21 protein-coding genes are annotated in these 22,283 nt (G+C 56.4%); 3 read left to right on the forward strand and 18 right to left on the reverse strand.

Translation table 11 applies throughout. The features are described from left to right. Nucleotides 1–7 precede the first annotated feature (7 nt). From M8014_RS11660 to M8014_RS11690, 7 genes are all read right to left on the reverse strand, one after another. Nucleotides 8–1,183 carry a DNA-processing protein DprA gene (locus M8014_RS11660; RefSeq protein ID WP_271282597.1) on the reverse strand — a complete coding sequence of 392 codons (1,176 nt, stop codon included), beginning with the start codon at nucleotides 1,181–1,183 and terminating at the stop codon, nucleotides 8–10. Then, complete coding sequence (locus M8014_RS11665; RefSeq protein WP_271282598.1) at nucleotides 1,180–3,279, reverse strand: RecQ family ATP-dependent DNA helicase; 2,100 nt, start codon at nucleotides 3,277–3,279, stop codon at nucleotides 1,180–1,182. Before M8014_RS11665 ends, M8014_RS11660 begins: the two co-directional genes overlap by 4 nt. A gap of 140 nt (nucleotides 3,280–3,419) precedes the next feature. Beyond that, on the reverse strand, nucleotides 3,420–4,760 hold the full coding sequence (gene gntU / locus M8014_RS11670; protein WP_271282599.1) for a gluconate transporter: 1,341 nt from the start codon (nucleotides 4,758–4,760) through the stop codon (nucleotides 3,420–3,422). 3 nt (nucleotides 4,761–4,763) lie between these two features. Then, entirely contained in the window at nucleotides 4,764–5,291 is a 528-nt protein-coding gene (gene gntK, locus M8014_RS11675; protein ID WP_271282600.1) for a gluconokinase, read from the reverse strand. A 126-nt stretch (nucleotides 5,292–5,417) separates the two neighbouring features. Beyond that, nucleotides 5,418–6,413: a gluconate operon transcriptional repressor GntR gene (gntR, locus tag M8014_RS11680; RefSeq protein WP_271282601.1), complete on the reverse strand. Its 996-nt coding sequence runs from the start codon at nucleotides 6,411–6,413 to the stop codon at nucleotides 5,418–5,420. A gap of 99 nt (nucleotides 6,414–6,512) precedes the next feature. Next, nucleotides 6,513–7,208 carry a pirin family protein gene (locus tag M8014_RS11685; protein WP_271282602.1) on the reverse strand — a complete coding sequence of 232 codons (696 nt, stop codon included), beginning with the start codon at nucleotides 7,206–7,208 and terminating at the stop codon, nucleotides 6,513–6,515. A 123-nt stretch (nucleotides 7,209–7,331) separates the two neighbouring features. Beyond that, entirely contained in the window at nucleotides 7,332–8,369 is a 1,038-nt protein-coding gene (locus M8014_RS11690) for an oxidoreductase (RefSeq protein ID WP_271282603.1), read from the reverse strand. A gap of 171 nt (nucleotides 8,370–8,540) precedes the next feature. Between M8014_RS11690 and M8014_RS11695 the strand changes: the two genes are divergently transcribed. Both M8014_RS11695 and yhhY read left to right on the forward strand, forming a co-directional pair. Beyond that, nucleotides 8,541–9,191: a bactofilin family protein gene (locus M8014_RS11695; protein ID WP_271282604.1), complete on the forward strand. Its 651-nt coding sequence runs from the start codon at nucleotides 8,541–8,543 to the stop codon at nucleotides 9,189–9,191. Between the two features lie 218 nt (nucleotides 9,192–9,409). Beyond that, nucleotides 9,410–9,898, forward strand: coding sequence for an N-acetyltransferase (yhhY, locus tag M8014_RS11700; RefSeq protein ID WP_271282605.1), 489 nt, complete (start codon nucleotides 9,410–9,412; stop codon nucleotides 9,896–9,898). A 54-nt stretch (nucleotides 9,899–9,952) separates the two neighbouring features. On the opposite strand, the gene ggt is transcribed toward yhhY, so the two are convergent. After that, on the reverse strand, nucleotides 9,953–11,698 hold the full coding sequence (ggt, locus tag M8014_RS11705) for a gamma-glutamyltransferase (RefSeq protein ID WP_271282606.1): 1,746 nt from the start codon (nucleotides 11,696–11,698) through the stop codon (nucleotides 9,953–9,955). Between the two features lie 122 nt (nucleotides 11,699–11,820). Here ggt and M8014_RS11710 point away from each other — a divergent pair, with 122 nt between their 5' ends. After that, entirely contained in the window at nucleotides 11,821–12,210 is a 390-nt protein-coding gene (locus M8014_RS11710; protein ID WP_271282607.1) for a DUF2756 family protein, read from the forward strand. Here M8014_RS11710 and ugpQ read toward each other — a convergent pair. From ugpQ to livK, 10 genes are all read right to left on the reverse strand, one after another. Further along, nucleotides 12,207–12,947, reverse strand: a complete 741-nt coding sequence (gene ugpQ / locus M8014_RS11715) for a glycerophosphodiester phosphodiesterase (protein WP_271282608.1) — start codon at nucleotides 12,945–12,947, stop codon at nucleotides 12,207–12,209. The two genes, M8014_RS11710 and ugpQ, sit on opposite strands and share 4 nt — an antisense overlap. Next, nucleotides 12,944–14,014 (reverse strand): sn-glycerol-3-phosphate import ATP-binding protein UgpC, encoded by a 1,071-nt coding sequence (locus tag M8014_RS11720; protein ID WP_271282609.1) that lies wholly within the window; start codon nucleotides 14,012–14,014, stop codon nucleotides 12,944–12,946. Before M8014_RS11720 ends, ugpQ begins: the two co-directional genes overlap by 4 nt. Nucleotide 14,015: 1 nt before the next feature. Further along, nucleotides 14,016–14,861 (reverse strand): sn-glycerol-3-phosphate ABC transporter permease UgpE, encoded by an 846-nt coding sequence (gene ugpE, locus M8014_RS11725; protein ID WP_271282610.1) that lies wholly within the window; start codon nucleotides 14,859–14,861, stop codon nucleotides 14,016–14,018. Next, complete coding sequence (gene ugpA / locus M8014_RS11730; RefSeq protein ID WP_271282611.1) at nucleotides 14,858–15,745, reverse strand: sn-glycerol-3-phosphate ABC transporter permease UgpA; 888 nt, start codon at nucleotides 15,743–15,745, stop codon at nucleotides 14,858–14,860. Before ugpA ends, ugpE begins: the two co-directional genes overlap by 4 nt. Nucleotides 15,746–15,844: 99 nt before the next feature. Further along, nucleotides 15,845–17,161, reverse strand: coding sequence for a sn-glycerol-3-phosphate ABC transporter substrate-binding protein UgpB (gene ugpB, locus M8014_RS11735; RefSeq protein WP_271282612.1), 1,317 nt, complete (start codon nucleotides 17,159–17,161; stop codon nucleotides 15,845–15,847). Between the two features lie 254 nt (nucleotides 17,162–17,415). After that, nucleotides 17,416–18,129: a high-affinity branched-chain amino acid ABC transporter ATP-binding protein LivF gene (livF, locus tag M8014_RS11740; RefSeq protein ID WP_271282613.1), complete on the reverse strand. Its 714-nt coding sequence runs from the start codon at nucleotides 18,127–18,129 to the stop codon at nucleotides 17,416–17,418. Between the two features lies 1 nt (nucleotide 18,130). Then, complete coding sequence (gene livG / locus M8014_RS11745; protein WP_271282614.1) at nucleotides 18,131–18,898, reverse strand: high-affinity branched-chain amino acid ABC transporter ATP-binding protein LivG; 768 nt, start codon at nucleotides 18,896–18,898, stop codon at nucleotides 18,131–18,133. Continuing rightward, a complete protein-coding gene (locus M8014_RS11750) occupies nucleotides 18,895–20,172 on the reverse strand; it encodes a high-affinity branched-chain amino acid ABC transporter permease LivM (protein WP_271282615.1) in 1,278 nt (425 codons plus the stop codon). The genes livG and M8014_RS11750 overlap by 4 nt, the downstream gene beginning before the upstream one ends. Then, a complete protein-coding gene (gene livH / locus M8014_RS11755) occupies nucleotides 20,169–21,095 on the reverse strand; it encodes a high-affinity branched-chain amino acid ABC transporter permease LivH (protein WP_040078237.1) in 927 nt (308 codons plus the stop codon). The genes M8014_RS11750 and livH overlap by 4 nt, the downstream gene beginning before the upstream one ends. A gap of 50 nt (nucleotides 21,096–21,145) precedes the next feature. Continuing rightward, nucleotides 21,146–22,255: a high-affinity branched-chain amino acid ABC transporter substrate-binding protein LivK gene (gene livK, locus M8014_RS11760; protein WP_271282616.1), complete on the reverse strand. Its 1,110-nt coding sequence runs from the start codon at nucleotides 22,253–22,255 to the stop codon at nucleotides 21,146–21,148. Nucleotides 22,256–22,283: the final 28 nt, after the last annotated feature.

Here is a 22,283-nt window from a genome sequence, read left to right on the forward strand (position 1 = left end):
CGATTATTCAGGGAATCTGGTAAAGGCCAGCATCGGAAAGCTGCCGTAGCCGATTGTCTTTTATTGCCCTGCTCAACCACAGATCCAGCTGTGCGGGGACTAAACACAGAATCTCAGCCAGAACCTCTTTCGAAACAGGCTGTACGGCAAGATACTGGATCTCTTCCAGGAACAATTGATAAAAGTCCACACGAGCCGGTGCCTGATAAACAGAGGGGGCTTCCTGTAAGGAAAACAGGTCAGACTGAAGCTGTGCATCCATATTACGAAATCTTTTCAGCTGGTGAGGATCAACGGATTCGGCCAGCAAGCCCGCGCCTTTTTGAACCAGCATCTCATTCGCTGAATTTTCATCCTGGTTGGGTTTTACCCATACAGGCACCCATTGATGCTTAACGGCTTCCAGCGCGCCCGTAATCGTTCCTCCTTTTTTCCCGGCATGGATAACGACAGCGCTTTCGGCAAGACAGTAGACATATTTATTGCGCGCCATCGCATTGGCTACGCTAAAACCGGCCTCCGGGTAAAAAGGGGAGATCAGCACAAGGTTGCCTGATGCCAGCCCATTGCGCCATTTTACGGATGTCGTTGCCTTTAACAGACTGTCAGTTAACACTCCTGTCGCCGTTCCACCTGCATTAAGTGAAGAGAGCATTGCACATTCATCAATGCCTCGGGCCCCACCGGAAACGACATTGACGCCATGATCCGCCAGTTTTTTCGCCAGCTGTGCAGTAAAGTGTAAATCGTCTTCTACCGCGTTGCGGGACCCTACAATCGCCGTCCCCCCCGACTGCAAGAGCGCTTTATTGCCGCAGCCAAACAGAACAGCAGGTGAATCATTGCGCAGGATATCTTTTAAACGCTGAGGATATTCAGCATCAGCGCGGGTGATGACCCACAGCCCCGCTCGTTGCCACTTTTCCACCGCCAGCGCCAGACTGTGCCCACGCTCAAGCAGTGCTAAAAGGCGTTCTGTGGAAATACGGGGATCGCTCCAGCCACTCAGTAAAGCCTGAGGCTCAGGAACTAATAACCCCCCCGGAGAGAGCCGCTGATGCTTAAGCCACAGCGCGAATTTCCCCCATTCGGCATTCGTGAGCGGCTTGTGCTCATTCGTTTTAACACTGGAAAAATAGCTGGTAAGTAAAAGCGTGGCTTGTGCGCTTGCTGTCAAATTCATCCATTTTTTACCGAAGTTGAAGCCAGCGCGACAGGGTAAACCTCTTCGCTATCTAACTGGCGCATAAGAGCCGCAATGACAGTCAGCGTCCAACCGGAATCCACTACGTCATCCACGAGCAGTACCGGGCCTTTTGGCAGAAGACGTGACACCTTGAAGACACCATCGAGATTCTTACATTGATGAAAACGATTTTGCTGCATTTTCTGAGGTTGATTGTCCACGACCTTGTTGATGGCATCAACAAAAGGAAGCGCAAGTTTCTCAGCCAGTCTTCGGGCGAAATCGGGAACAAGATTCGGATGCTGTCGCGAAGGCACACAGCATACCCATGCCGGAGCAGGATTAGGTTGCCAGCGTTCACGAATCATCTCTGCACAGGCCTCAACCAGTTCATCCCTGAATTTCCCGGCTCGCTTATCCGCGGCAACCATCGCCCCCCATCCGGTATCTCCCCAGCGGGAAAGTATACGCCCCTCCTGACCCTGTACTTCACGGGGCAAATTGCCATGAAACGCATATTGAACAAATGCGTCCTTTGCCACCTGCTTGTTTAGTATCAATGGCAAATCAGCACGTTTCACAAACCGTGCCGCCGCATTAAGGAGTCTGTCGTCCAGGATATCATCACGTGAAGAGCGGTTAAGGCAGTTACTGCATTTCCCACAACGCTCATCATTCGGTTCATCAAGCGCACGCCGAAGAAAAGACATCCTGCAGTCCTTTGAGTGAATATAGTGCTCAACTTCTGCAAGCTCCTGCGTTCTCTGTTGAGTCAAATGCTCGATTCGCGCCCTGTCCAGCACGAACGGAATGGCCGTTCGGCGCCAGTGCCGGTCTTCAAAAATGACGGTTGAAGGGATTTCCGTTACCAGTAGTTTTAGTACTTTTTCAATTTGTCCGTGCCGGAGATTAGTTTGGGTTTCAATGTCTCTTATCGTCATGCCGTCCTGGCGTTCTAGACATTGCAGAACCTCAGTAATCTGCTCTTCGGAAGGAAAAGCACTTTCATGAAAGAATTGATGGATCGCCCGATCTTCTGTGCCACCTAACAAAAAGCCGACGGCATGTTCAATAGCACGCCCTGCACGCCCTACCTGCTGGTAGTATCCCACGATCGAACCTGGCATCTGATAATGGATGACAAAACCCAGGTCCGCTTTGTCATAGCCCATTCCCAACGCGGTGGTCGCCACCAGAACTTTAATTCGATTAGTGAGCAAGTCATGCTCAAGGCGTTCTCTGACCGCGTGAGTATCCGCACTACCGGATAACGTCACCCCGCTGTAGTAGGGACAGGCATTAATACCATTTTGCTTTAGCCAGGCGGCAACCAGTTCGGCATCACGGGTTGTGAGCGTATAGACAATGCCAGAGCCAACAAGCGCAGGAATAGTTTGCGCCATCCAGGCCAGTCGAGAGGGTTGATCGGCAAGCATAAACGCATCAAGCGCAAGGCTCTCTCTTGCCAGGGTACCCCGCAGGATGGTGATATCACCTAATTGCTGTCGAATATCTTCCACCACCCGATTATTCGCTGTCGCCGTCGTCCCCAGAACGGGAGTATTTGCAGGCAGCTGGCGCAAGATCCCCAGAATGCGGCGATAGTCAGGCCGAAAATCGTGGCCCCAGTCGGAAATGCAGTGCGCCTCATCGACCACCAGCAAACCCAGACTATCCGAAACAGGCTGCAAGACTGTGCGAACAAATTCTTCATTTGCCAGTCGCTCAGGTGAAATCAACAGGCAATCCAGCTGGTTCGCCAGCAGCCTTTTGGTAATCTTCTGCCAGTCATCCCGATTGGTAGAGTTGAGCGTTTCAGCCCGTATACCCAGACGTTCTGCTGCCGCGACCTGGTTACGCATGAGCGCGAGAAGCGGAGAGACGATAATCGTCGGCCCAAACCCCCGATCGCGGAAAATGCGGGTACCGATAAAATAGACGGCGCTTTTACCCCACCCCGTTCGTTGCACCACCAGCAATTTGCGCCGCTGATTAACCAACGCGTCGATTGCTTCCCATTGCCCCTCTCTAAAACAGGCGCTGTCGTTATTTAACATTTGGCGTAAAAGTGATTCTGCTCCGTGCTTATCCATGACACTTTCCTTTTATTATCAGTGCGGATATTTAGACGGATAGAGCAAGAGAGGTTTGTGACAGGAATCAGATAGTGAGGAGTCGATAAAGATCAGATGTCATAAGCTGCGAGTAAACTCGCAGCTTATGACCAACGCACTTAGCTCAACAGCGAAAACGCAATCATCCCGACAATCGCCCCGGTGGTGCCGAGGATGGTTTCCATCAGCGTCCAGGTCTTGAGGGTTTGCGCTTCACTGGCGCCGGTAAATTTACCAAACAACCAGAAGCCGGCGTCGTTAACGTGCGACACCACAATCGAACCGCCTGCGATACAGATAGACAGAGCCGCCATCTGCGCGCCGGAGTAGTTCAGCTGTTCAATCACCGGCATCACCAGCCCTACCGCCGTTAAACAGGCGACGGTGGCAGAACCCTGGATAATGCGCACCGCTGCCGCCAGCACGAAGCAGGTGACGGCAATCGGCAGGCCCATCCCGGTGAGCGCTTCGCCCAATGCCGGGCCGACGCCAGAATCCACCAGCACCTGCTTGAACACCCCGCCCGCACCGATCACCAACAGAATGATACCTGCAGGCTGCAGCGCATGACCGCAGATCTCCATCACCCGGTCTTTCGCCATGCCCTGACGCATCGCCAGGCCATAAATGGCGACCAGACAGGCGACCAGGATCGCGGTGAACGGATGGCCGATAAACTCAAACCACTGATACGCCTCAGAGCCCACCGGTACGAAGCGTGCAGCGATGGTTTTCAGGCCTACCAGCACCAGCGGCAGCAGGATCAGCGCCAGGCTAAAGCCGAACGACGGCATTTTGCTCTCGCCCAGATGCGGCTCGGTGATGTCGTCAGGAATGTGCAGCTCAACGTAACGGCTGATGAAATTGCCCCACAGCGGACCGGCGATCAGCATCCCCGGGATCGCCGCACACAGGCCAATCAGGATCATCCAGCCAAAGTCAGCGTGCATCTGGGAAGCCAGCAGCATTGGCGCAGGCCCCGGCAGCAGGAACGCCGCTGCGGCGGCAACGCCTGCAAACAGCGGGATCACCAGCTTCACCAGGTTAGTGCCGGTATGGCGTGCCATAGAGAAGGCCACGCTAATCAGCAACACCACCGCCACTTCAAAGAACAGCGGCAGCGCGCAGATAAGACCCGCCAGACCAATGGCATAGTGCGCCCGGCTGTGACCGAAAGATTTCAACATTTTGACGGCGATCTGATCGACCGCGCCGGTTTCATGCAGGATCTTGCCAAACATCGCGCCCAGCGCGACCACAATCGCCAGGAATCCCAGCGTACCGCCCATCCCTTTTTCCATGGTCGCCGCGATTTTCTCGAGCGGCATTCCGGAAAAGAGACCTGCACCAATAGATACCACCATCAAAGCGACGAAGGCGTGCATACGTGCCTTCATCACTAAAAACAGCAGTAACAGCACGGAGCCGACTGCTGTCAAAACAAGCGTTAAAGTACTCAAAACTTACTGCCTTTTATTAATGACCTCAATGGTGCTTGCCACCACACCGTCTAACGGCTGGTCGATATTCACCACCAGCACATCGCTTTCGTCCGCGCCCGGTTCCTGCAGCGTGTCGAACTGGGTAACCAGCATCTGGGTCTTGAAGAAGTGGCCTTTGCGCGCTTTCAGACGGCTTTCGATGACCTCGAAATCACCCTTGAGATAGACGAATGACAGGTTCGGATTGCCTTCACGCAGCTGGTCACGATAGGTTTTTTTCAGCGCAGAACAGACAATCAGCGACACTTTATTGGTGCGCTGCATAGCAAACGCCGCATCGTTCAGCGCCTGTAGCCAGGGTTTACGATCGTCGTCGTTCAGCGGTTCGCCGGAGGCCATTTTGTTGATGTTGCTGCGCGGATGGAGGAAGTCACCATCAAGAAACGCGGCATGGAGTTGATGCGCCACTTCGCTGGCCACGGCAGATTTACCGCTACCGGAAACGCCCATCAGGACGTAAACGTGGTGATCGAGATTCGTCGTGCTCAAAGGGAGTCCCTCAGTCAATTGTTACGGGTAACAGTTATCGGTAACATTGTCCTGCCGGGGCAAAAGAGAAGCAATATCCAAACGTGCGCGAAGTGAATAAGTGTGAGCTAGTTCAAATTTGTCAGACTAGATTGATCCACCTGGTGACAGCGTGAAACCTAAATCTAACATTTTAGGGCTCACCGTCTCGCCACGAATGCGCGCCAGCAGACGTTCAGCACCGATGCGTCCCATGCGTTCACGCGGCGTCAGGACGCTCGCCAGACGCGGTTCCATCACCTGGCCGATGTCATGACCGTGGAAACCGGCAATCGCCATATCACCCGGGATGGAAAGCCCCAGTCGCTGACATTCGAAAGCGGCGCCCACCGCGAGGTCATCGTTGGTACAGAAGATGCCGTCAAGCTGGGGGTACTCGCGACGGGCCTGACGCATCAGCTCAATGCCCGAGGTGTAGGAGGAGGATTGTTCGACCATCACGCTATACGGGGTTAAGTTGGCATCGAGCATCGCCTGCTCGTATCCCTTCTGTTTGATGATAGTACGTTCGTCCAGACGTGCGCCAAGATAGGCGACATGACGATGGCCGCGGGCAATGATTGCCGCTGTCATCTGGCGTGCTGCTTCGAAGTTGTCGAACCCGACGGCAATATCCAGGCACGGCGACTGACTGTCCATCAGCTCGACCACCGGAATGCCCGCCACTTCAATCATCTTCAACGTGCGCGCGGTGTGAGTACGTTCGGTAAGGATCAGGCCGTCAATGTTCCAGGAAAGCATCGACTCCAGACGTTCCTCTTCCAGTTCCGGCTTGTAACCGTAGTGGGCAAGCATGGTCTGATAGCCAAAGGCATCGGTCACACTTTCAATACCGCGCAGCACTTCGGCGAAAACCTGGTTGGTCAGAGAAGGAAGCAGAACGCCCACCGCACGGCTGGTCGCATTGGAGAGAATATCCGGGGCGCGGTTGGGGATATAACCCAGTTCATCGAGAGCTGCAGCGATCTTGCCACGCAATGCCACGGAAACCTGCTCCGGGTTACGTAAAAAACGGCTGACCGTCATTTTAGTCACACCGACGCGATCGGCTACATCCTGAAGTACGGGTCTTTTCTTTTTCATCGTCCAGAGGGAGATCGGTAGTAATAGATTTCCTCAGTTTATCACGGACAAAGCCCAACCCTCCCCTGCCAGAAGGGAAGGCTGGACATTTATTTGTAATTAAACTGGCGGCAGATCAAAAAGCAGAACTTCAGCCGCGCTGTCGGCATGAATGGAAATTGCCTGCTCGTCCCAGATCGCCAGACCATCGCTGGTGGTGGCTTTGGTGCCGTTAATGGTGACGTCACCTTTTACCACCTGAATCCACACTTTGCGGTTCGCGGCAATCTGATGCACAGACTGTTCGTCTTTCGCCAGCGCCCAGCGGTACAGCTCCATGTCCTGATGCACTTTCAGCGAGCCGTCACGCGCATCCGGCGACAGCACCAGCTGTTTGCCCTGCTCTGCGTCAAAACGACGCTGCTCGTAGCGCGGGGTGATGCCTTTTTCTTCTGGAATGATCCAGATTTGATACAGGTGCAGTTTTTCCGTTTTGCTCGGGTTGTATTCCGAGTGACGCACCCCGGTACCTGCCGTCATAATCTGGAACTCACCCGCCGGAACCTGCTCTTTGTTGCCCATGCTGTCCTGATGCTCAACCGCCCCTTCCAACACGTAAGTCAGGATTTCCATGTCTTTGTGCGGGTGAGTACCAAAGCCCTGGCCTGCGTCGATCACGTCATCGTTAATCACCCGCAGTGCCGAGAAGCCCATAAAATTCGGGTCATAATAATCGGCGAACGAGAAGCTGTGCCATGAGTCCAGCCAGCCATGATTTGCGTGACCGCGATCGTTTGCTTTGCGTAAGAAGATCATTGTTTTTACCCTCAGTTCGTTTCGATGGAGTAAGTGTGGACGCAATCGACCTGGGATCATAGAGGGTGAAAATTGACTCCTCTGTTCAAAAATTGTGAATAAGTTCAGAGGAGTCGGACAGGCTTATTTAGCAAGGGTTATCGTGGAAGGTGAGGCCTGTTCAAAGGCCCGTTCAAGGATTTCCAGGTTGGTCAGAACTTCAGTTTCCTTGACGTAATTTGGCGCACCGTTGGTCAGCGTCTCGAACAACGCATCGTAGACCTGGCCGTAGTCGCCAGTGTCCGGTTTGATCGCTTCTTTGACCGTAATGCCTTCGGCGTTGACATACTCCAGCAGGCCAACGGAATCATCCGCCGCAAACCCCGTGTCGCCCGGCATGATATTGGCTTTCAGGCTGGTCTCCTGCTGGTCGATGCCGTATTTGATAAACGAGCCCTGGGTGCCATGCACGATAAATTTCGGGTAGTCGGTCTTCACCAGATGGCTGGTTTTAACGATCGCCTTCAGGTCACCGAAGAACAACTGCGCTTCAAAGGTATCGTCCGGGTTGGCTTTATTACGCAGGCTACGGATGTCGTAGGCCACATGATCCGGGCGGCCAAACAGGGAGATAATCTGGTCCATGGTATGGACGCCCAGCCCATAGAAAGAACCATCCTGCGGCAGGCCAGGCTTGGTTTCAGCCGCCGGGCGGTAGTAATCAAAGTGGCTTTCGATTTCGACGATCTCGCCCAGCTTGCCGCTCTCAATGGCTTTTTTAGCGGTCAGGAAGCAGGTATCGAAGCGACGGTTCTGGTACGGCGTGACGGTTAGCCCTTTGCGCTTAGCCAGCTCGAACAGCGTTTTTGCTTCAGCGAGCGTTGGGGTGAAGGGCTTTTCCACCAGCACGTTTTTACCCGCCTCAAGGGCGCGTTTCGCATACTCAAAATGGCTGTCTGCATGAGTGCAGACGATCACCAGCTTGACCTGCGGGTCGTTCAGCACTTCATTGAGATCGCTGGTGAAATGAATATGGGAATACTGCGGGTGCTGCTCGTCCGGCTTCGGTTGGCGGCGGAAAATATGCGCCACATGCCAGCTCGCTTTGCGGTTCAGAATATACGGAAGGTGGTACCGGGTGGTGCTTTTACCAAATCCAATAAATGCGCAGTGCAGTGTCATGATGTTATTCCTGGCTAATGTCCCTGCTTTCACCATAGCGCAACCCGGCGGCGAAATATATTTCTATAACGAATCCTAAAATGGCGGCGTGAACCTTGATCCTGAGGGAAATTATCAGGATAAGGAGACGGCCAAAACACATGCTCGCGAAAGGAGTCGCGCTCATTTTCAATGGAAAGAAAATATCTCACCTTAAACAGTGCGCTCCTCTTATGGCTGCTTGCGCTCATCGCCTGGTGCCTCAACGTACCCCCTCTTGCGTGGCTGTTCGCTGCATTGAGCCTGGCGGCCTTCGCGATCCCCCTTCTCCTTTATCAGGTTAATATCATGTTTAAAAAGACGAAAATTATCGAAATGGACAAGCCAGCCGAGTTTATGCCACCGGCCCCGGCCAGCGAGAAAGAGCCCACCGTCATCGAGAAACACGGCACCACCGTCATTGCCAGCGACGTGTGCGTTGAAGGCAACATTGTTTCCGGCGGCCATGTCTACGTTCACGGCACGCTGAACGGAAATATCGATTCCAAAGAGAGCCTGATAAAAGTCATGCGTGGGGGTCTGGTTGAGGGGAACATCACTTGCCGGGAGCTGATTATCGATGGCAAGGTGATCGGCCAGTGCAGCAGCGATATGGTTGAAATCTGTGAGCATGGTCAGGTCACGGGTACTTTGGCCTACCGCACGCTGGCCGTTAAAAAAGGCGGCTCGTTTTCCGGTCAGGCGGAGGTTTTACCCGCCGTTGCAGAGAAGAACAACGTGGTAGGTCTGATGAAAGAAATCGCACCTGACACGCTGGTTGACGTACACATCCACCCGCTTTGAGCAAAAAAAAAGCCAGCGTTAAGCTGGCTAAAGTAATACTGGAAGCAATGTGAGCAATGTCGTGCTTTCAGGTTTCCGTCGCGGACTTCCTGAATGCAAGGCAATAATAATCATTCTCATTCGCACTTGTCCAGTACTTTTTGCAAAAAAAGGCGGTTGACTCAAATTTTAAAGTCAACGATGTTGAAAAGGATATTAACCCACAGAGGAACGAAGGAATGAGTGAGATAGTGATACGCCACGCTGAACCGAAAGATGCCGACGCTTTACGCCAGAACTATATGCATCCGGGGGTGTATCACGACACGCTACAACTACCTCATCCCTCGCTGGAAATGTGGCAGGAACGTCTGGTGGTCAAACCTGGACAGCGGCGGCTGGTCGCCTGCATCGACGATATCGTTGTTGGCGATCTGGCCCTCCAGGTCGAGTCGAATCCACGGCGCAGCCATGTGGCCACTTTTGGCATCAGCGTCGCGGCGCATGCTCAGGGGCGCGGAGTGGGCAGCGCATTAATGCGCGAAATGGTCAACCTGTGCGATAACTGGCTGCGCATTGAACGTATTGAGCTAACGGTATTTGCCGATAACCCGTCAGCGCTGGCGCTGTATCGAAAGTTTGGTTTTGAAACGGAAGGCACCGGCAAGAAATTCGCCCTGCGCAACGGCGAGTATGTGGATGCCTTGTATATGGCGCGGATGAAGTAGTTAATTTTTGCCCCTCACCCTAAAACCCTCTCCCCATAGGGGAGAGGGGAAAATTCAGTACCCCGCCGTCAAATCATCCACCGAACGCGGATCCGACGCACCGTACAGCGCGCCGTCCGGCCCGACCATAATGCTCTGCGTACTGCCCATCGCCTCTTTCACCGCCACTTTTTGCCCACGCTGCTCAAGCAGCTTCAGGGTATCGGGGCTAAAGCCTTTTTCCACCCGAAGCTCGTCCGGCAGCCACTGATGATGGAAGCGCGGCGCGTTGGTGGCTTCTGCCACGTTCATCCCAAAATCAACGCTGTTGACCACCATTTGCAGCACGGTGGTGATAATACGGCTCCCGCCAGGGCTACCGGTCACCAGCCAGGTTTTGCCATCTTTTACCACAATGGTCGGTGACATCGACGACAGCGGACGCTTCTTCGGCCCGACGGCGTTGGCATCCCCGCCCACCAGACCATAGACGTTCGGCACGCCCGGTTTGGCAGAGAAATCATCCATCTCGTTGTTAAGCAGAATGCCGCTGTTACCGGCGACAATCCCGGTGCCGAAGGTGGTGTTCAGGGTATAGGTCACCGCCACCGCATTACCGTCTTTATCCACCACCGAGAAGTGGGTGGTCTGGTTACTTTCATAGGGTGCCAGCTTGCCGGGGCGGATCTCGCTCGACGGTTTGGCTTTATTGATGTCGATCTGATCGGCAAGGGATTTGGCATAGGCTTTGTCGGTCAGCGCCTGCCAGGGGACTTTGACGAAATCCGGATCGCCCAGATACTCCGAGCGGTCGGCATAGGCATATTTTTCCGCCTCGGCCATCACCTGCATCGTATCCGCGCTGCCGAAGCCAAATTTGTGCATATCGAAGTTTTCGAGAATGTTGAGGATCTGCACGATATGGATCCCACCGGAAGACGGTGGCGGCATAGAGAACACCTGATACCCGCGATAGTCCCCGCTGATTGGCTTACGCTCCACGGCTTTGTATTCGGCGAGATCGGCTTTGGTGATCAGCCCGCTGTTCTTCTTCATCTCGTCGGCGATCTGGTCGGCAATCACCCCTTTATAGAAGGCATCCGGGCCGTTTTCGGCAATCATCTCCAGGCTTTTCGCAAGGTTGGCCTGCACCAGCTTGTCGCCCTTTTTCAGCGGCTCGCCGTCTTTCCAGAAGATCGCCTTACTGTTCTCGTGGTTGGGAAGCACTTCGCTGCCGTAGGTTTTCAGATCGTCGGCCAGCGCATCGTTGACCATAAAACCGTCACGCGCCAGCTTGATGGCAGGCTGCACCACTTTGTTCAGCGGCAGGGTGCCGTATTTATCCAGCGCCAGCGAGAATCCAGCCACGGTGCCCGGGGTGCCGGTTGCCAGATGGGAGGTGAGTGATTTTTTGCTGTCCGCATTACCCTGATCGTCGAGGAACATGTCGCGCGTCGCCTGATTCGGGGCCATCTCGCGGAAGTCGATCGCCGTGGTGACGCCATCTTTGGTGCGTAGCATCATAAATCCGCCGCCGCCGAGGTTACCCGCCTGCGGGTGCGTCACCGCCAGAGCATAGCCCACCGCTACTGCCGCATCCACGGCATTCCCGCCCTGCTTGAGGATATCCACCCCCACCTGGGTGGCGAGAGCATCCACCGAGGCAACCATCCCCTTCTCCGCCCGCACGGGATGGAACACATCTTCCTCCACCCCATACGAGACGGGCGCCGCCGCCGGGGGAGTGGCTGCCACGCTAAACGTACTGCCTGCCATCAGGGCAGCGATGGCGATCCAGCGTATAAACGTTGGTTTAATCATTGTTATTCTCCAGGTACAGGGACTCACGCTCCCGCTTAAGCCTGGTTCATAACTCTTAAAAAATCATTGTACTGGCGGATCCGAGGTAAACTTGAAGAAGGCCTCAGACGGAGGAAACAATCATGAAAAAACTGATTCTTGTTGCGGCGCTACTGCCGTTTACCCTGTTCGCGCAGCCGATTAACACCCTGAACAATCCCAACCAGCCGGGCTATCAAAACCCCAGCCAGCAGCGGATGCAGAACGAAATGCAAGTTCAGCAGCAGCAGCAAAGCCGGATGCTAAATCAGCAGATGCAGACGCAGACCCGTACGCAGCAGCAGCATCTGCAGACGCAGATCAATAACAATACCCAGCGCGTCCAACAGAGCCAGCCAGGGGTGCAGGTGTTGCCCAACACCAATGGCAGCATGCTGAGCGGGGGGACGTCTTCGGGCGGCGGGATGCAGCAGCAACATATGCTGCCGCAGCAGCAGCCTCAGCAAAACGGTGGCATGCAGAATAACCCTTAGGACTGAAAGTCCGGGCCAATCAGCGCAATGGCATCGGTACAGATGCAGTCCACACCCCAGCCCAGCAGTTCAGCTGCGCGCTGGGGTTGGTTGACGGTATAGACCAGGATGCGTAACCCGGTGGCCTTGATTTCGTGCACCCGTGCTTCATCCAGCAAGCGGTGATTGAGGTGGATAGACACGCAGCCCAGCCGCGCAGTCAGTGCGCGCCAGTCGTCACGCCACTCGTCCAGCAATAGCCCGCGCGGCAGCTCAGGGGCTGCCGCCTGCGCTGCTTCCAGCGCGTCGATCTCAAACGACGACAGCAGCGGGGCGGGCATACCTTCCCACAGCTCGCGCGCCGCCAGGGCAATCACTTTACCAGTCAGCGGCCCGCTGCCGGTCGTGGGTTTGATCTCAATATTCGCCATCATGCCATGCTGACGACAGCGATCGGCCACCTCGGCCAGCAGCGGCAGCGGCTCGCCTTTAAATTCCTTGCCAAACCAGCTCCCGGCGTCGACCTTCAGCAGATCGCGCCACGGCAGCGCCCCCGCCACGCCCCAGCCGTTGCTGGTGCGCTCGAGGTTATCGTCGTGCAGCAGGAAGATTTCGCCGTCCTGCGACAGCTTGGCGTCGAACTCAATCATTGTGTGGCCGTAGTGCGCGCCAACGTCAATCGCTGCCAGGGTGTTCTCCGGCGCCAGTTTACCGCCGCCCCGGTGGGCGACGATGTGGGGATAAGGCCAGTTACTCATACGCGTTGTCCTGTTTCACCATCGAATAAGTGCAGGTGATTTTCTGGCAGATGCAGCCACAGCGTGCTGCCTGCTTGCGGGCGCTCCTGATGCGACATGCGCACCACCAGCTTCTGCTCGCCCCAGCGTCCGTGCGCCAGGTTGTCGGCGCCCAGCATCTCCAGGGTGTCCATGACCAGCGGCACCCCACCTTCCGCCTGCGAGCTTAGCGCAATATGTTCCGGGCGGATACCGAGGGTCATTTTGCGCCCGGCGTAACCGCGATAGAACCAGTTCACCGGCAGCGCCATGCCGCTCTCCAGCTCAAAGTGGGTGCCCGAACTGCTGATGCGGCCCTCCAGCAGGTTCATCGCCGGGCTGCCGATAAAGCTCGCCACAAAACGGCTGGCGGGCTTTTCATACACTTCCACAGGAGTGCCAATCTGCTCGGCAATGCCTTTGTTCATGACCATCACGCGCTGGGCGAGAGTCATCGCCTCCACCTGATCGTGGGTAACGTACAGCGACGTGGTTTTCAGACGCCGATGCAGGTGCTGCAGCTCAAGGCGCATCTGCACGCGCAGTTTGGCGTCGAGGTTAGAGAGCGGTTCATCGAACAGGAATACCGCCGGATCGCGCACGATAGCGCGGCCCATCGCCACGCGCTGGCGCTGGCCGCCGGACAGCTCGCGCGGACGGCGCTTCAGCAACCCATCCAGCTCCAGAATGCGCGCCGCCTCTTTGACGCGCTCCTCGATATGGCCTTTGCCCATCCCGCGAATTTTCAGCCCCCAGGCCATGTTCTCTTCCACGCTCATGTGCGGATAAAGCGCATAGTTCTGGAACACCATCGCAATGCCTCTGTCTTTCGGCTCCATCTCGGTCACCCGCTGGCGGTCGATCCAGATATCGCCGCTGGTCACCCGCTCCAGCCCCGCCACCATCCGCAGCAGGGTGGATTTACCGCAGCCGGACGGGCCGACCATCACAATAAACTCCCCGTCCGCCACGTCGAGCGTTAACGGCTGAATAACCTGGGTTTTGCCATCCCAGCTTTTAGTGACTGCCTGTAATTTTAATCCTGCCATTTTATTTCTCGCTATCGACCAGGCCGCGAACAAAGGCGCGCTGCATGGCTAAAACTATGACGACGGGTGGGATAAGGGTGAGCAGCATCGCCGCCATCACCTGGTTCCAGAGGGTGGTGCCTTCGCCGGTGGAGATCATTCCTTTGATGCCCGCCACGGCGGTGCCGAGATTGACGTCCTGCACAATCAGCAGTGGCCACAGGTACTGGTTCCAGCCGTAGATAAAGGTGATCACGAACAGGGCCGCAAGGTTGGTGCGGGAGAGCGGCAGCACGATGTCGCGGAAAAAGCGCATCGGCGAAGCCCCGTCAATGCGCGCCGCTTCAATCAACTCGTCCGGCAGGGTCATAAAGAACTGGCGGAACAGGAAGGTGGCGGTCGCCGAGGCCATCAGCGGCAGGGTTAAGCCTGCATAGCTGTCGAGCATCCCGAGGTTGGCGATCACCTCTACCGTCGGGAAGATCCGCACTTCGACCGGCAGCATCAGGGTGATAAAGATCATCCAGAAGAACAGATTGCGCAGCGGAAAGCGGAACCAGACGATGGCGAAGGCCGAGAGCATCGACACCACGATTTTGCCCACCGTAATGCCAAACGCCATGATGAAGCTGTTGAGCATCATCAGCCAGAAGGGGGCGCTGTTGACCCCCACGCCCTGAGTCCAGATGGTTTTCATGTTTTCAAACAGATGGCCGCCGGGGATCAGCGTCATCGGCGTTTCAAACACGGCGCTGCGATCCAGCGTTGCGGCAACAAACGCCACGTATAGCGGGAACAGGATCACCAGAATGCCGAGGATCAGCATGGTGTGGCTGAAAATCGTCAGCCCGCGACGGTTCTCGATCATTGGTAACGCACCTTACTTTCGACGTAGCGGAACTGCACCACCGTCAGGACAATCACCAGCCCCATCAGCACCACCGACTGGGCGGCAGAAGCCGACAGATCCAGCCCGGCAAAGCCTTCGCGGTAGATCTTGTAGATAAGCGTGGTGGTTGCCTGCACCGGGCCGCCAGCGGTGGCGGCGTCGATGACCGGGAAGGTGTCGAAGAAGGCGTACACCAGGTTGACCACCAGCAGGAAAAAACTCACCGGGGCAATCAGCGGCAGCGCCAGCTTGAAGAAGCGGCGGACCGGGCCGGCACCGTCAATGGCAGCGGCTTCCACCAGCGAGCGCGGAATAGACTGCAGAGCGGCAAAGAAGAACAGAAAGTTGTAGCTGATCTGCTTCCACACCGAGGCGAACACCACCAGGAACATGGCCTGGCCGCTGTTCTGGGCGTGGTTCCAGTCGTAACCCAATTCCCCGAGGAAATGGGTTATCAGCCCGCGTCCTGGGTTAAAGAGGAAGATCCACAGCACGGCGGCCACGGCGGGGGCCACGGCGTAGGGCAGCAGCATCAGAGTCTGGTAAATACGGCTGCCGCGCACTACGTAATCCACCAGCGCGGCAAAAAACAGTGATACGCCCAGGCCGCTGATGGTGACCAGGGCGCTGAACTTCATGGTCGTCCAGAAGGAATCCAGGTAGTAGCTGTCGTGCCACAGGGCAGCAAAATTATCCAGGCCGACAAACTGACTCGACAGCCCAAACGGATCGACGCTTTGCACCGAATACCACAGCGCTTCGCCCGCAGGCCAGATAAAGAAGATAACGGTGATCGCCAGCTGTGGCGCGACCAGCAGGTACGGCAGCCAGCGGGAACGGAACACCGGACGGGATGAGGACATAGTTTAGCTCTGTAGTTGATTTTTCCCCTCAAAAGACCGCTCCGTGCAGTCCCCTCTCCCCTATGGGGAGAGGGTTAGGGTGAGGGGTCAGGTATGAAATTAAGACTTCGTTGACTGCTCAAAGCGGCGCAGCAGCTGATTACCACGCTCGACCGCGGAATCCAGCGCCTGCTGTGGCGCTTTCTTACCGGTCCAGACGCTTTCCAGCTCTTCATCAACGATGGTACGGATCTGCGGCATGTTGCCCAGACGCATCCCTTTGGTGTACGGCATCGGCGGCTTGTTCAGCATCTGACGAGTGGCGATATCCGCCCCTGGGTTTTTGTCATAGAAGCCCTGCTCGCGGGTCAGGTCATACGCGGCTTTGGTGATCGGCAGGTAGCCGGTCTTCTGATGCCACTCGGCGGCGTTTTCCGGCTTCGCCAGGAAGTCGAGGAACTCCGCTACGCCTTTATAGGTGCCGTTGTCTTTGCCCTGCATCACCCACAGGCTCGCGCCGCCGATGATGGCGTTCTGCGGTGCGCCTTTGGCGTCCGCGTCGTAAGGCATCATGCCCACGCCGTAGTTGAATTTGGCGTAGTGACGGATATCCGCCAGCGAGCCGGACGAGGCGGTGGTGATGGCGCAGTCGCCGCTGTAGAACTTCTCTGTAGATTCGTCTTTACGCCCGAAATAGCTGAAATCGCCTTTCTTGTTCAGTTCCTGCAGCAGGGCAATGTGCTTCACCTGCTCCGGCTTGTTGAACTCCAGTACCGCGTCGGTCCCGTCAAAGCCGTTGTTTTTGGTCGCCACCGGCAGGCCGTGCCAGGCGCTGAAGTTTTCGATCTGGATCCAGCCCTGCCAGCCGCTGGCGTAGCCGCATTTCATGCCCGCTGCTTTCAGCTTAGCGGTGTACGCGGCCAGGTCCTGCCAGGTTTTTGGCGGCTGCTCCGGGTCTAAACCGGCTTTCTTGAAGGCATCTTTGTTGTAATAGAGCACCGGAGTGGAGCTGTTAAACGGCTGGGACAGCAGGTGCCCGGTTTTGGAATCGGTGTAATAACCGGAGACGGTTGGCACAAACTGCGATTCGTCGAAGTTAATGCCCGCATCTTTGAACACTTCGTACACCGGCTTAATGGCTTTCGACGCCATCATGGTGGCGGTGCCGACTTCATAAACCTGCAACAGCGCCGGGGCGTTGCCGGTACGGAAAGCGGCGATACCCGCGCTCAGGCTCTGCTCGTAGTTACCTTTGTATACCGGCACAATTTTGTAATCCGGATGGGTGTCGTTGAAACGCTGCGCCAGGGAGTCAACTTCTTTACCCAACTCCCCTTCCATGGAATGCCAGAACGGAATGCTGGTGACAGCCATTGCATTCGTCGCAAAAGCCAGACCAACTGCCAGACCCAAAGCTGTGTGTCGTAACGATGTCATTGTCATCTCTCTTATTGTGCCGGATGCGCGATATCACGCGTTTTATGCTCGCGAGGTAACATGACATGCGCGAATGACAGAAAAATAACCGTTTGTTTACAGAGAGATGACAACAAGGCGTCAGGGGGATGATGGAAATATGAAGGGTGTGAGGGGTGGCGTGGGGTTTGGTCTGGTGCCCTTACCCCGACCCTCTCCCACAGGGAAAGAGTGCAGACACAAAAAAAGGCAACTTGCGTTGCCTTTTTGCTTTTTTATCCGCCCAGGTAGGCGCTACGCACTGCCTCGTTCGCCAGCAGCGCGTCGCCGGTGTCTTCCAGCACCACGCGACCGTTTTCCAGCACGTAGCCACGATCCGCGAGTTTCAGCGCCTGGTTGGCGTTCTGCTCCACGAGGAAGATGGTCATCCCTTCGCTCCTGAGCTGCTCGATGGTGTCGAAGATCTGCTGAATGATGATCGGCGCCAGACCGAGCGACGGCTCATCCAGCAGCAGCAGACGCGGCTGGCTCATCAGCGCACGGCCGATCGCCAGCATCTGCTGCTCACCGCCGGACATGGTGCCCGCCCGCTGAATGCGGCGTTCAAACAGGCGCGGGAACAGTTCGTATACACGCTTGATGCGGGTCTGGAACTGCTCGCGTTCGGCAAAGAAGCCGCCCATCGCCAGGTTTTCTTCCACAGTCATCCGCGAGAACACGCGACGCCCTTCCGGGACAATCGCCACTGCTTCGCGCATGATTTTGGCCGTCTGCCAGTCGGTAATGTCTTTGCCATCAAACACGATCCGCCCGCTGGTCGCACGCGGATCGCCGCACAGGGTGCCCAGCAGCGTGGTTTTGCCTGCGCCGTTGGCACCGATCAGGGTCACAATCTCACCCTGATTGATATGCAGGCTGACGTCGTGCAGCGCCTGGATCTTGCCGTAATGGGCGCTCACATTGTCGAACGTTAACATCGCTTTTTCCATCTTATGCTTCACCTAAATAAGCGCGGATTACGTCCGGGTTATTGCGAATCTCTTCCGGGGTGCCGTTTGCCAGCGGCGTGCCCTGGTTCACCACGTAGATGCGATCCGAAATGCCCATCACCAGCTTCATATCATGCTCAATCAGCAGGATGGTGGTGTCGTGATGGTCGCGCAGCTCGACGATCAGCTCATCCAGCTCTTTGGTCTCTTTCGGGTTCAGTCCGGCGGCCGGTTCGTCGAGCATCAGGATTTCCGGCTGGGTCACCATGCAGCGGATAATCTCCAGACGACGCTGATCGCCATAAGCGAGGTTGCTGGCCTGGCGGTTAGCGTGTTGCAGAAGACCGATACGGTCGAGCCAGGTGGCGGCGCGGTCCAGCGCTTCGTCCTGCGCCCGGCGGAAGGCCGGAGTTTTCAGCAGGCCGGAGAAGACGCCGGTTTTCAGCTGCTGGTGCTGTGCCACCAGCAGGTTTTCAATCACCGTCATTTCACGGAACAACCGCACGTGCTGGAAGGTACGCACCACGCCCATGCGGGCGATCTGCTGACCCGGCAGCCCTTCGAGGTGCTTGTCGCGCAGCATAATGGTGCCGCCGGTCGGCTTGTAGAAACCGGTCAGGCAGTTGAAGACCGTGGTTTTCCCGGCCCCGTTAGGGCCAATCAGCGAGACGATCTCTTTCGGATGCAGGTCCAGCGACACGTTGTTGACCGCCAGCAGGCCGCCAAAACGCATCATCAGGCCGTTAACGGATAATAATGGCTGACTCATGCCTGCTCTCCTTTCGCTTGCCCGTTTTTCAGTTTCAGCTGTGGACGGGTCATCGGCAGTAAGCCCTGCGGACGCCAGATCATCATCAGTACCATCAGGCCGCCCAGCATCAACATGCTGTATTCGTTAAAGTCACGCATCAGCTCGCGGGACACCACCAGCAGGATTGCCGCAAGAATAACCGCGAACTGCGAGCCCATCCCGCCGAGCACCACAATCGCCAGCACAAACGCCGACTCGGCAAAGGTGAACGATTCCGGGCTGACGAAGCCCTGGCGCGCGGCAAACAGCGTTCCGGCGAAACCGGCAAACGCGGCGCTGATGGTAAAGGCGGTCAGCTTGATGCGGGTTGGGTTCAGACCCAGGGAGCGGCAGGCGATTTCATCCTCGCGCAGCGCTTCCCACGCACGGCCCAACGGCATGCGCAGCAGGCGGTTAATGACGAACAGAGTGAACACCACCAGCAGCAGCGCCACCAGATACAGCCAGATCACGCGGTCGGACGGGTCGTACTTCATGCCGAAGAAGTTGCTGAAGGTATCCCAGCCGCCTTCACGGGCAGAACGGCTGAACTCCAGGCCGAAGAAGGTCGGTTTCGGGATCTGGCTGATCCCGTTCGGGCCACCGGTCACTTCGGTGTTGTTAAGTAGCAGGATGCGGACGATTTCCCCGAAGCCTAACGTCACAATCGCCAGATAGTCACCGCGCAGGCGCAGCACCGGGAAGCCGAGCAGGAAACCGGCAGCAGCAGACACTAATCCTGCCAGCGGCAGACAGGTCCAGAAGCCGAGACCGTAGTAGTGATTCAGCAGCGCGAAGGTGTAAGCGCCAATGGCGTAGAACCCGCCGTAGCCCAGCACCAGCAGGCCGGACAGCCCCACCACGACGTTCAGGCCGAGGCCGAGGATCACGTAAATCATGGTCAGGGTGGCGATATCCACCGTGCCGCGCGAGACCATAAACGGCCAGGCGACAGCGGCCACCAGCAGCGCCACCAGGAACAGCTTCTGCTTAACGGTCGAACCGTCGATAGCAGGCAGCACAACCTTCGGCCCGGAGACGTTTTTCAGTGCCTTCTGGAAAAGCGGACGCAGCAGCTGGAACAGAAACACCACTGCGGTACCGACAAACACCCACTGCCAGCGGATATCAGACGCCACATCCACCACCAGTTTAGTCCCGCTGAGTTCCAGCTGAACGCCCATAAAGACGCCCGCCAGCAACAGGAACATGGCAGCAGAGAGCAGCGCCATCGCAAAATGCATCGGTTTCATACTTTCTCTACCTCCGGACGGCCCAGAATACCTGTCGGCATCACCAGCAGCACCAGAATCAGCAGCGCGAAGGAGACCACGTCTTTATATTCAGTGCTCAGGTAGGCAGAGGAGAGCGCTTCAGCCACGCCCAGAATCAGGCCACCGATCATCGCCCCTGGAATACTGCCGATCCCGCCGAGAACCGCTGCGGTGAAGGCTTTCATCCCGGCCATAAAGCCGATGTACGGGTTGATTACGCCGTAGAACTGGCCGAGCAGTACACCTGCCACTGCCGCCATCGCCGCACCAATGACAAAGGTCAGGGCGATCACGCGGTCGGTGTTAATGCCGAGCAGGCTTGCCATCTTCAGGTCTTCGGCACAGGCGCGACAGGCGCGGCCCATGCGGGAGTAACGGATGAAGATCGTCAGAGCCAGCATCGCCAGGAAGGTCACAATCCAGATAACCAGCTGCATGGTGGTAATCGATGCTGAGAAGTTCTCGCTGGCACCAACAATCCACTGGCCATTAAACAGGCTCGGCAGCGCCACGTCGCGCGACCCTTCGGTCAGGCTGACGTAGTTTTGCAGGAAGATGGACATCCCGATGGCGGAGATCAGCGCGATCAGACGCTTGGAGCTGCGCACCGGGCGATAGGCCACCCGTTCGATGCTCCAGCCGTAGGCGCTGGCAATCACAATCGCCCCAACAAATCCGGCGGCCACCAGCAGCCAGCTGCTGTCGATCCCCATCATCATTAGGGCGGCGATAATCATAAAGGAGACATAGCTGCCGATCATATACACCTCGCCGTGGGCGAAGTTGATCATGCCGATAATGCCGTACACCATCGTGTAGCCGATGGCGATCAGTGCATAGGTGCTTCCCAGCGTGACGCCGTTAAACATCTGCTGCAGGAAATAGAGAAACTGCTCGGACATAAATTAACCTTTCTGAACCCGCCCGGTCATGCCGGACGGTGGGATAGTGATTATTTGGCGACCGAGGATGATCCGTCGGCGTGCCACTGGAAGACTCCAAACTCAAATCCCTTCAGATCGCCTTTCTCGTCCCAGTTCAGCGGCCCAATCACGGTGTCTGCCCCGTGTGCTTTTAAATCTTTGATCAGATCCTGTGGCGCTTTGCTGCCGGTACGATCCATGGCGGTGGCCAGAGACTGCACGGCGGCATAGGTGATCCAGACGTACGGACCACTTGCGTCTTTCTTCTGTGCTTTCAGCGCATCCACGATAGCTTTGTTCGCCGGATCCTGGTCATAGCGTTTTGGCATCGTTACCAGCATGCCTTCGCCCGCATCGCCCGCAATGTTGGACAGCGACGCATTACCCACGCCTTCTGGCCCCATAAACTGGGTTTTCAGACCGACCGAGCGCGCCTGACGCAGCATCTGACCCATTTCCGGGTAGTAACCACCGTAGTACACAAAGTCGATATTCTCTTTCTGCAGACGGGCCAGCAGCGCCGAGAAATCTTTCTCGCCCGCGGTAATGCCGTCGAAGAAGACTACGTTAGCGCCGCCTTTTTTCAGGCCGTCCTGCACCGAGCGGGCCAGCCCTTCGCCGTATTGCTGCTTATCGTGAATAATCGCGATGCGCTGCGGCTTCACTTTTTCGATGATGTATTTCGCGGCAGTCGGCCCCTGAGAGGAGTCCAGACCTGCGGTGCGCATGATGTTCTGATAGCCGCGCTGCGTCAGCTCCGGATTGGTGGCCCCTGGGGTGATCATCAGAATGCCTTCATCTTCATAGATGTCAGACGCAGGCTGAGTGGATGAAGAGCAGAGATGGCCAATCACATACTGAATGCCATCGTTAACAATTTTGTTGGCAACGGCCACGGCCTGTTTTGGATCGCAGGCATCGTCATATTCCACGGCAACCAGTTTGTCGCCCTTAATGCCGCCTTTAGCGTTGATGTCTTTAATTGCCTGGCGCGCGCCGTTGAACTCCATATCGCCCCACTGGGCAACAGGGCCGGACATCGCGCCTACCACAGCAACTTTGATATCGTCTGCCATTGCTGCCTGCGAAATCGCCAGTGCAACCATGCCCGCGATTATTGCTTTCGCGTTCATTTTCATTTCTGAATCCCCATTCATGACGTGATGT

It is taken from the genome of Silvania hatchlandensis (assembly GCF_025564065.1).
In the GTDB taxonomy this organism is placed as follows: domain Bacteria; phylum Pseudomonadota; class Gammaproteobacteria; order Enterobacterales; family Enterobacteriaceae; genus Enterobacter; species Enterobacter hatchlandensis.

Coding starts and splice junctions, on each gene's coding strand:
- M8014_RS11660 (WP_271282597.1), bottom strand. CDS start 1,183: ATGAATTTGACAGCAAGCGCACAAGCCACGCTTTTACTTACCAGCTAT.
- M8014_RS11665 (WP_271282598.1), bottom strand. CDS start 3,279: ATGGATAAGCACGGAGCAGAATCACTTTTACGCCAAATGTTAAATAAC.
- gntR (WP_271282601.1), bottom strand. CDS start 6,413: ATGAAAAAGAAAAGACCCGTACTTCAGGATGTAGCCGATCGCGTCGGT.
- M8014_RS11685 (WP_271282602.1), bottom strand. CDS start 7,208: ATGATCTTCTTACGCAAAGCAAACGATCGCGGTCACGCAAATCATGGC.
- M8014_RS11690 (WP_271282603.1), bottom strand. CDS start 8,369: ATGACACTGCACTGCGCATTTATTGGATTTGGTAAAAGCACCACCCGG.
- M8014_RS11695 (WP_271282604.1), top strand. CDS start 8,541: ATGGAAAGAAAATATCTCACCTTAAACAGTGCGCTCCTCTTATGGCTG.
- yhhY (WP_271282605.1), top strand. CDS start 9,410: ATGAGTGAGATAGTGATACGCCACGCTGAACCGAAAGATGCCGACGCT.
- ggt (WP_271282606.1), bottom strand. CDS start 11,698: ATGATTAAACCAACGTTTATACGCTGGATCGCCATCGCTGCCCTGATG.
- M8014_RS11710 (WP_271282607.1), top strand. CDS start 11,821: ATGAAAAAACTGATTCTTGTTGCGGCGCTACTGCCGTTTACCCTGTTC.
- ugpQ (WP_271282608.1), bottom strand. CDS start 12,947: ATGAGTAACTGGCCTTATCCCCACATCGTCGCCCACCGGGGCGGCGGT.
- M8014_RS11720 (WP_271282609.1), bottom strand. CDS start 14,014: ATGGCAGGATTAAAATTACAGGCAGTCACTAAAAGCTGGGATGGCAAA.
- ugpE (WP_271282610.1), bottom strand. CDS start 14,861: ATGATCGAGAACCGTCGCGGGCTGACGATTTTCAGCCACACCATGCTG.
- ugpA (WP_271282611.1), bottom strand. CDS start 15,745: ATGTCCTCATCCCGTCCGGTGTTCCGTTCCCGCTGGCTGCCGTACCTG.
- ugpB (WP_271282612.1), bottom strand. CDS start 17,161: ATGACATCGTTACGACACACAGCTTTGGGTCTGGCAGTTGGTCTGGCT.
- livF (WP_271282613.1), bottom strand. CDS start 18,129: ATGGAAAAAGCGATGTTAACGTTCGACAATGTGAGCGCCCATTACGGC.
- livG (WP_271282614.1), bottom strand. CDS start 18,898: ATGAGTCAGCCATTATTATCCGTTAACGGCCTGATGATGCGTTTTGGC.
- M8014_RS11750 (WP_271282615.1), bottom strand. CDS start 20,172: ATGAAACCGATGCATTTTGCGATGGCGCTGCTCTCTGCTGCCATGTTC.
- livH (WP_040078237.1), bottom strand. CDS start 21,095: ATGTCCGAGCAGTTTCTCTATTTCCTGCAGCAGATGTTTAACGGCGTC.
- livK (WP_271282616.1), bottom strand. CDS start 22,255: ATGAAAATGAACGCGAAAGCAATAATCGCGGGCATGGTTGCACTGGCG.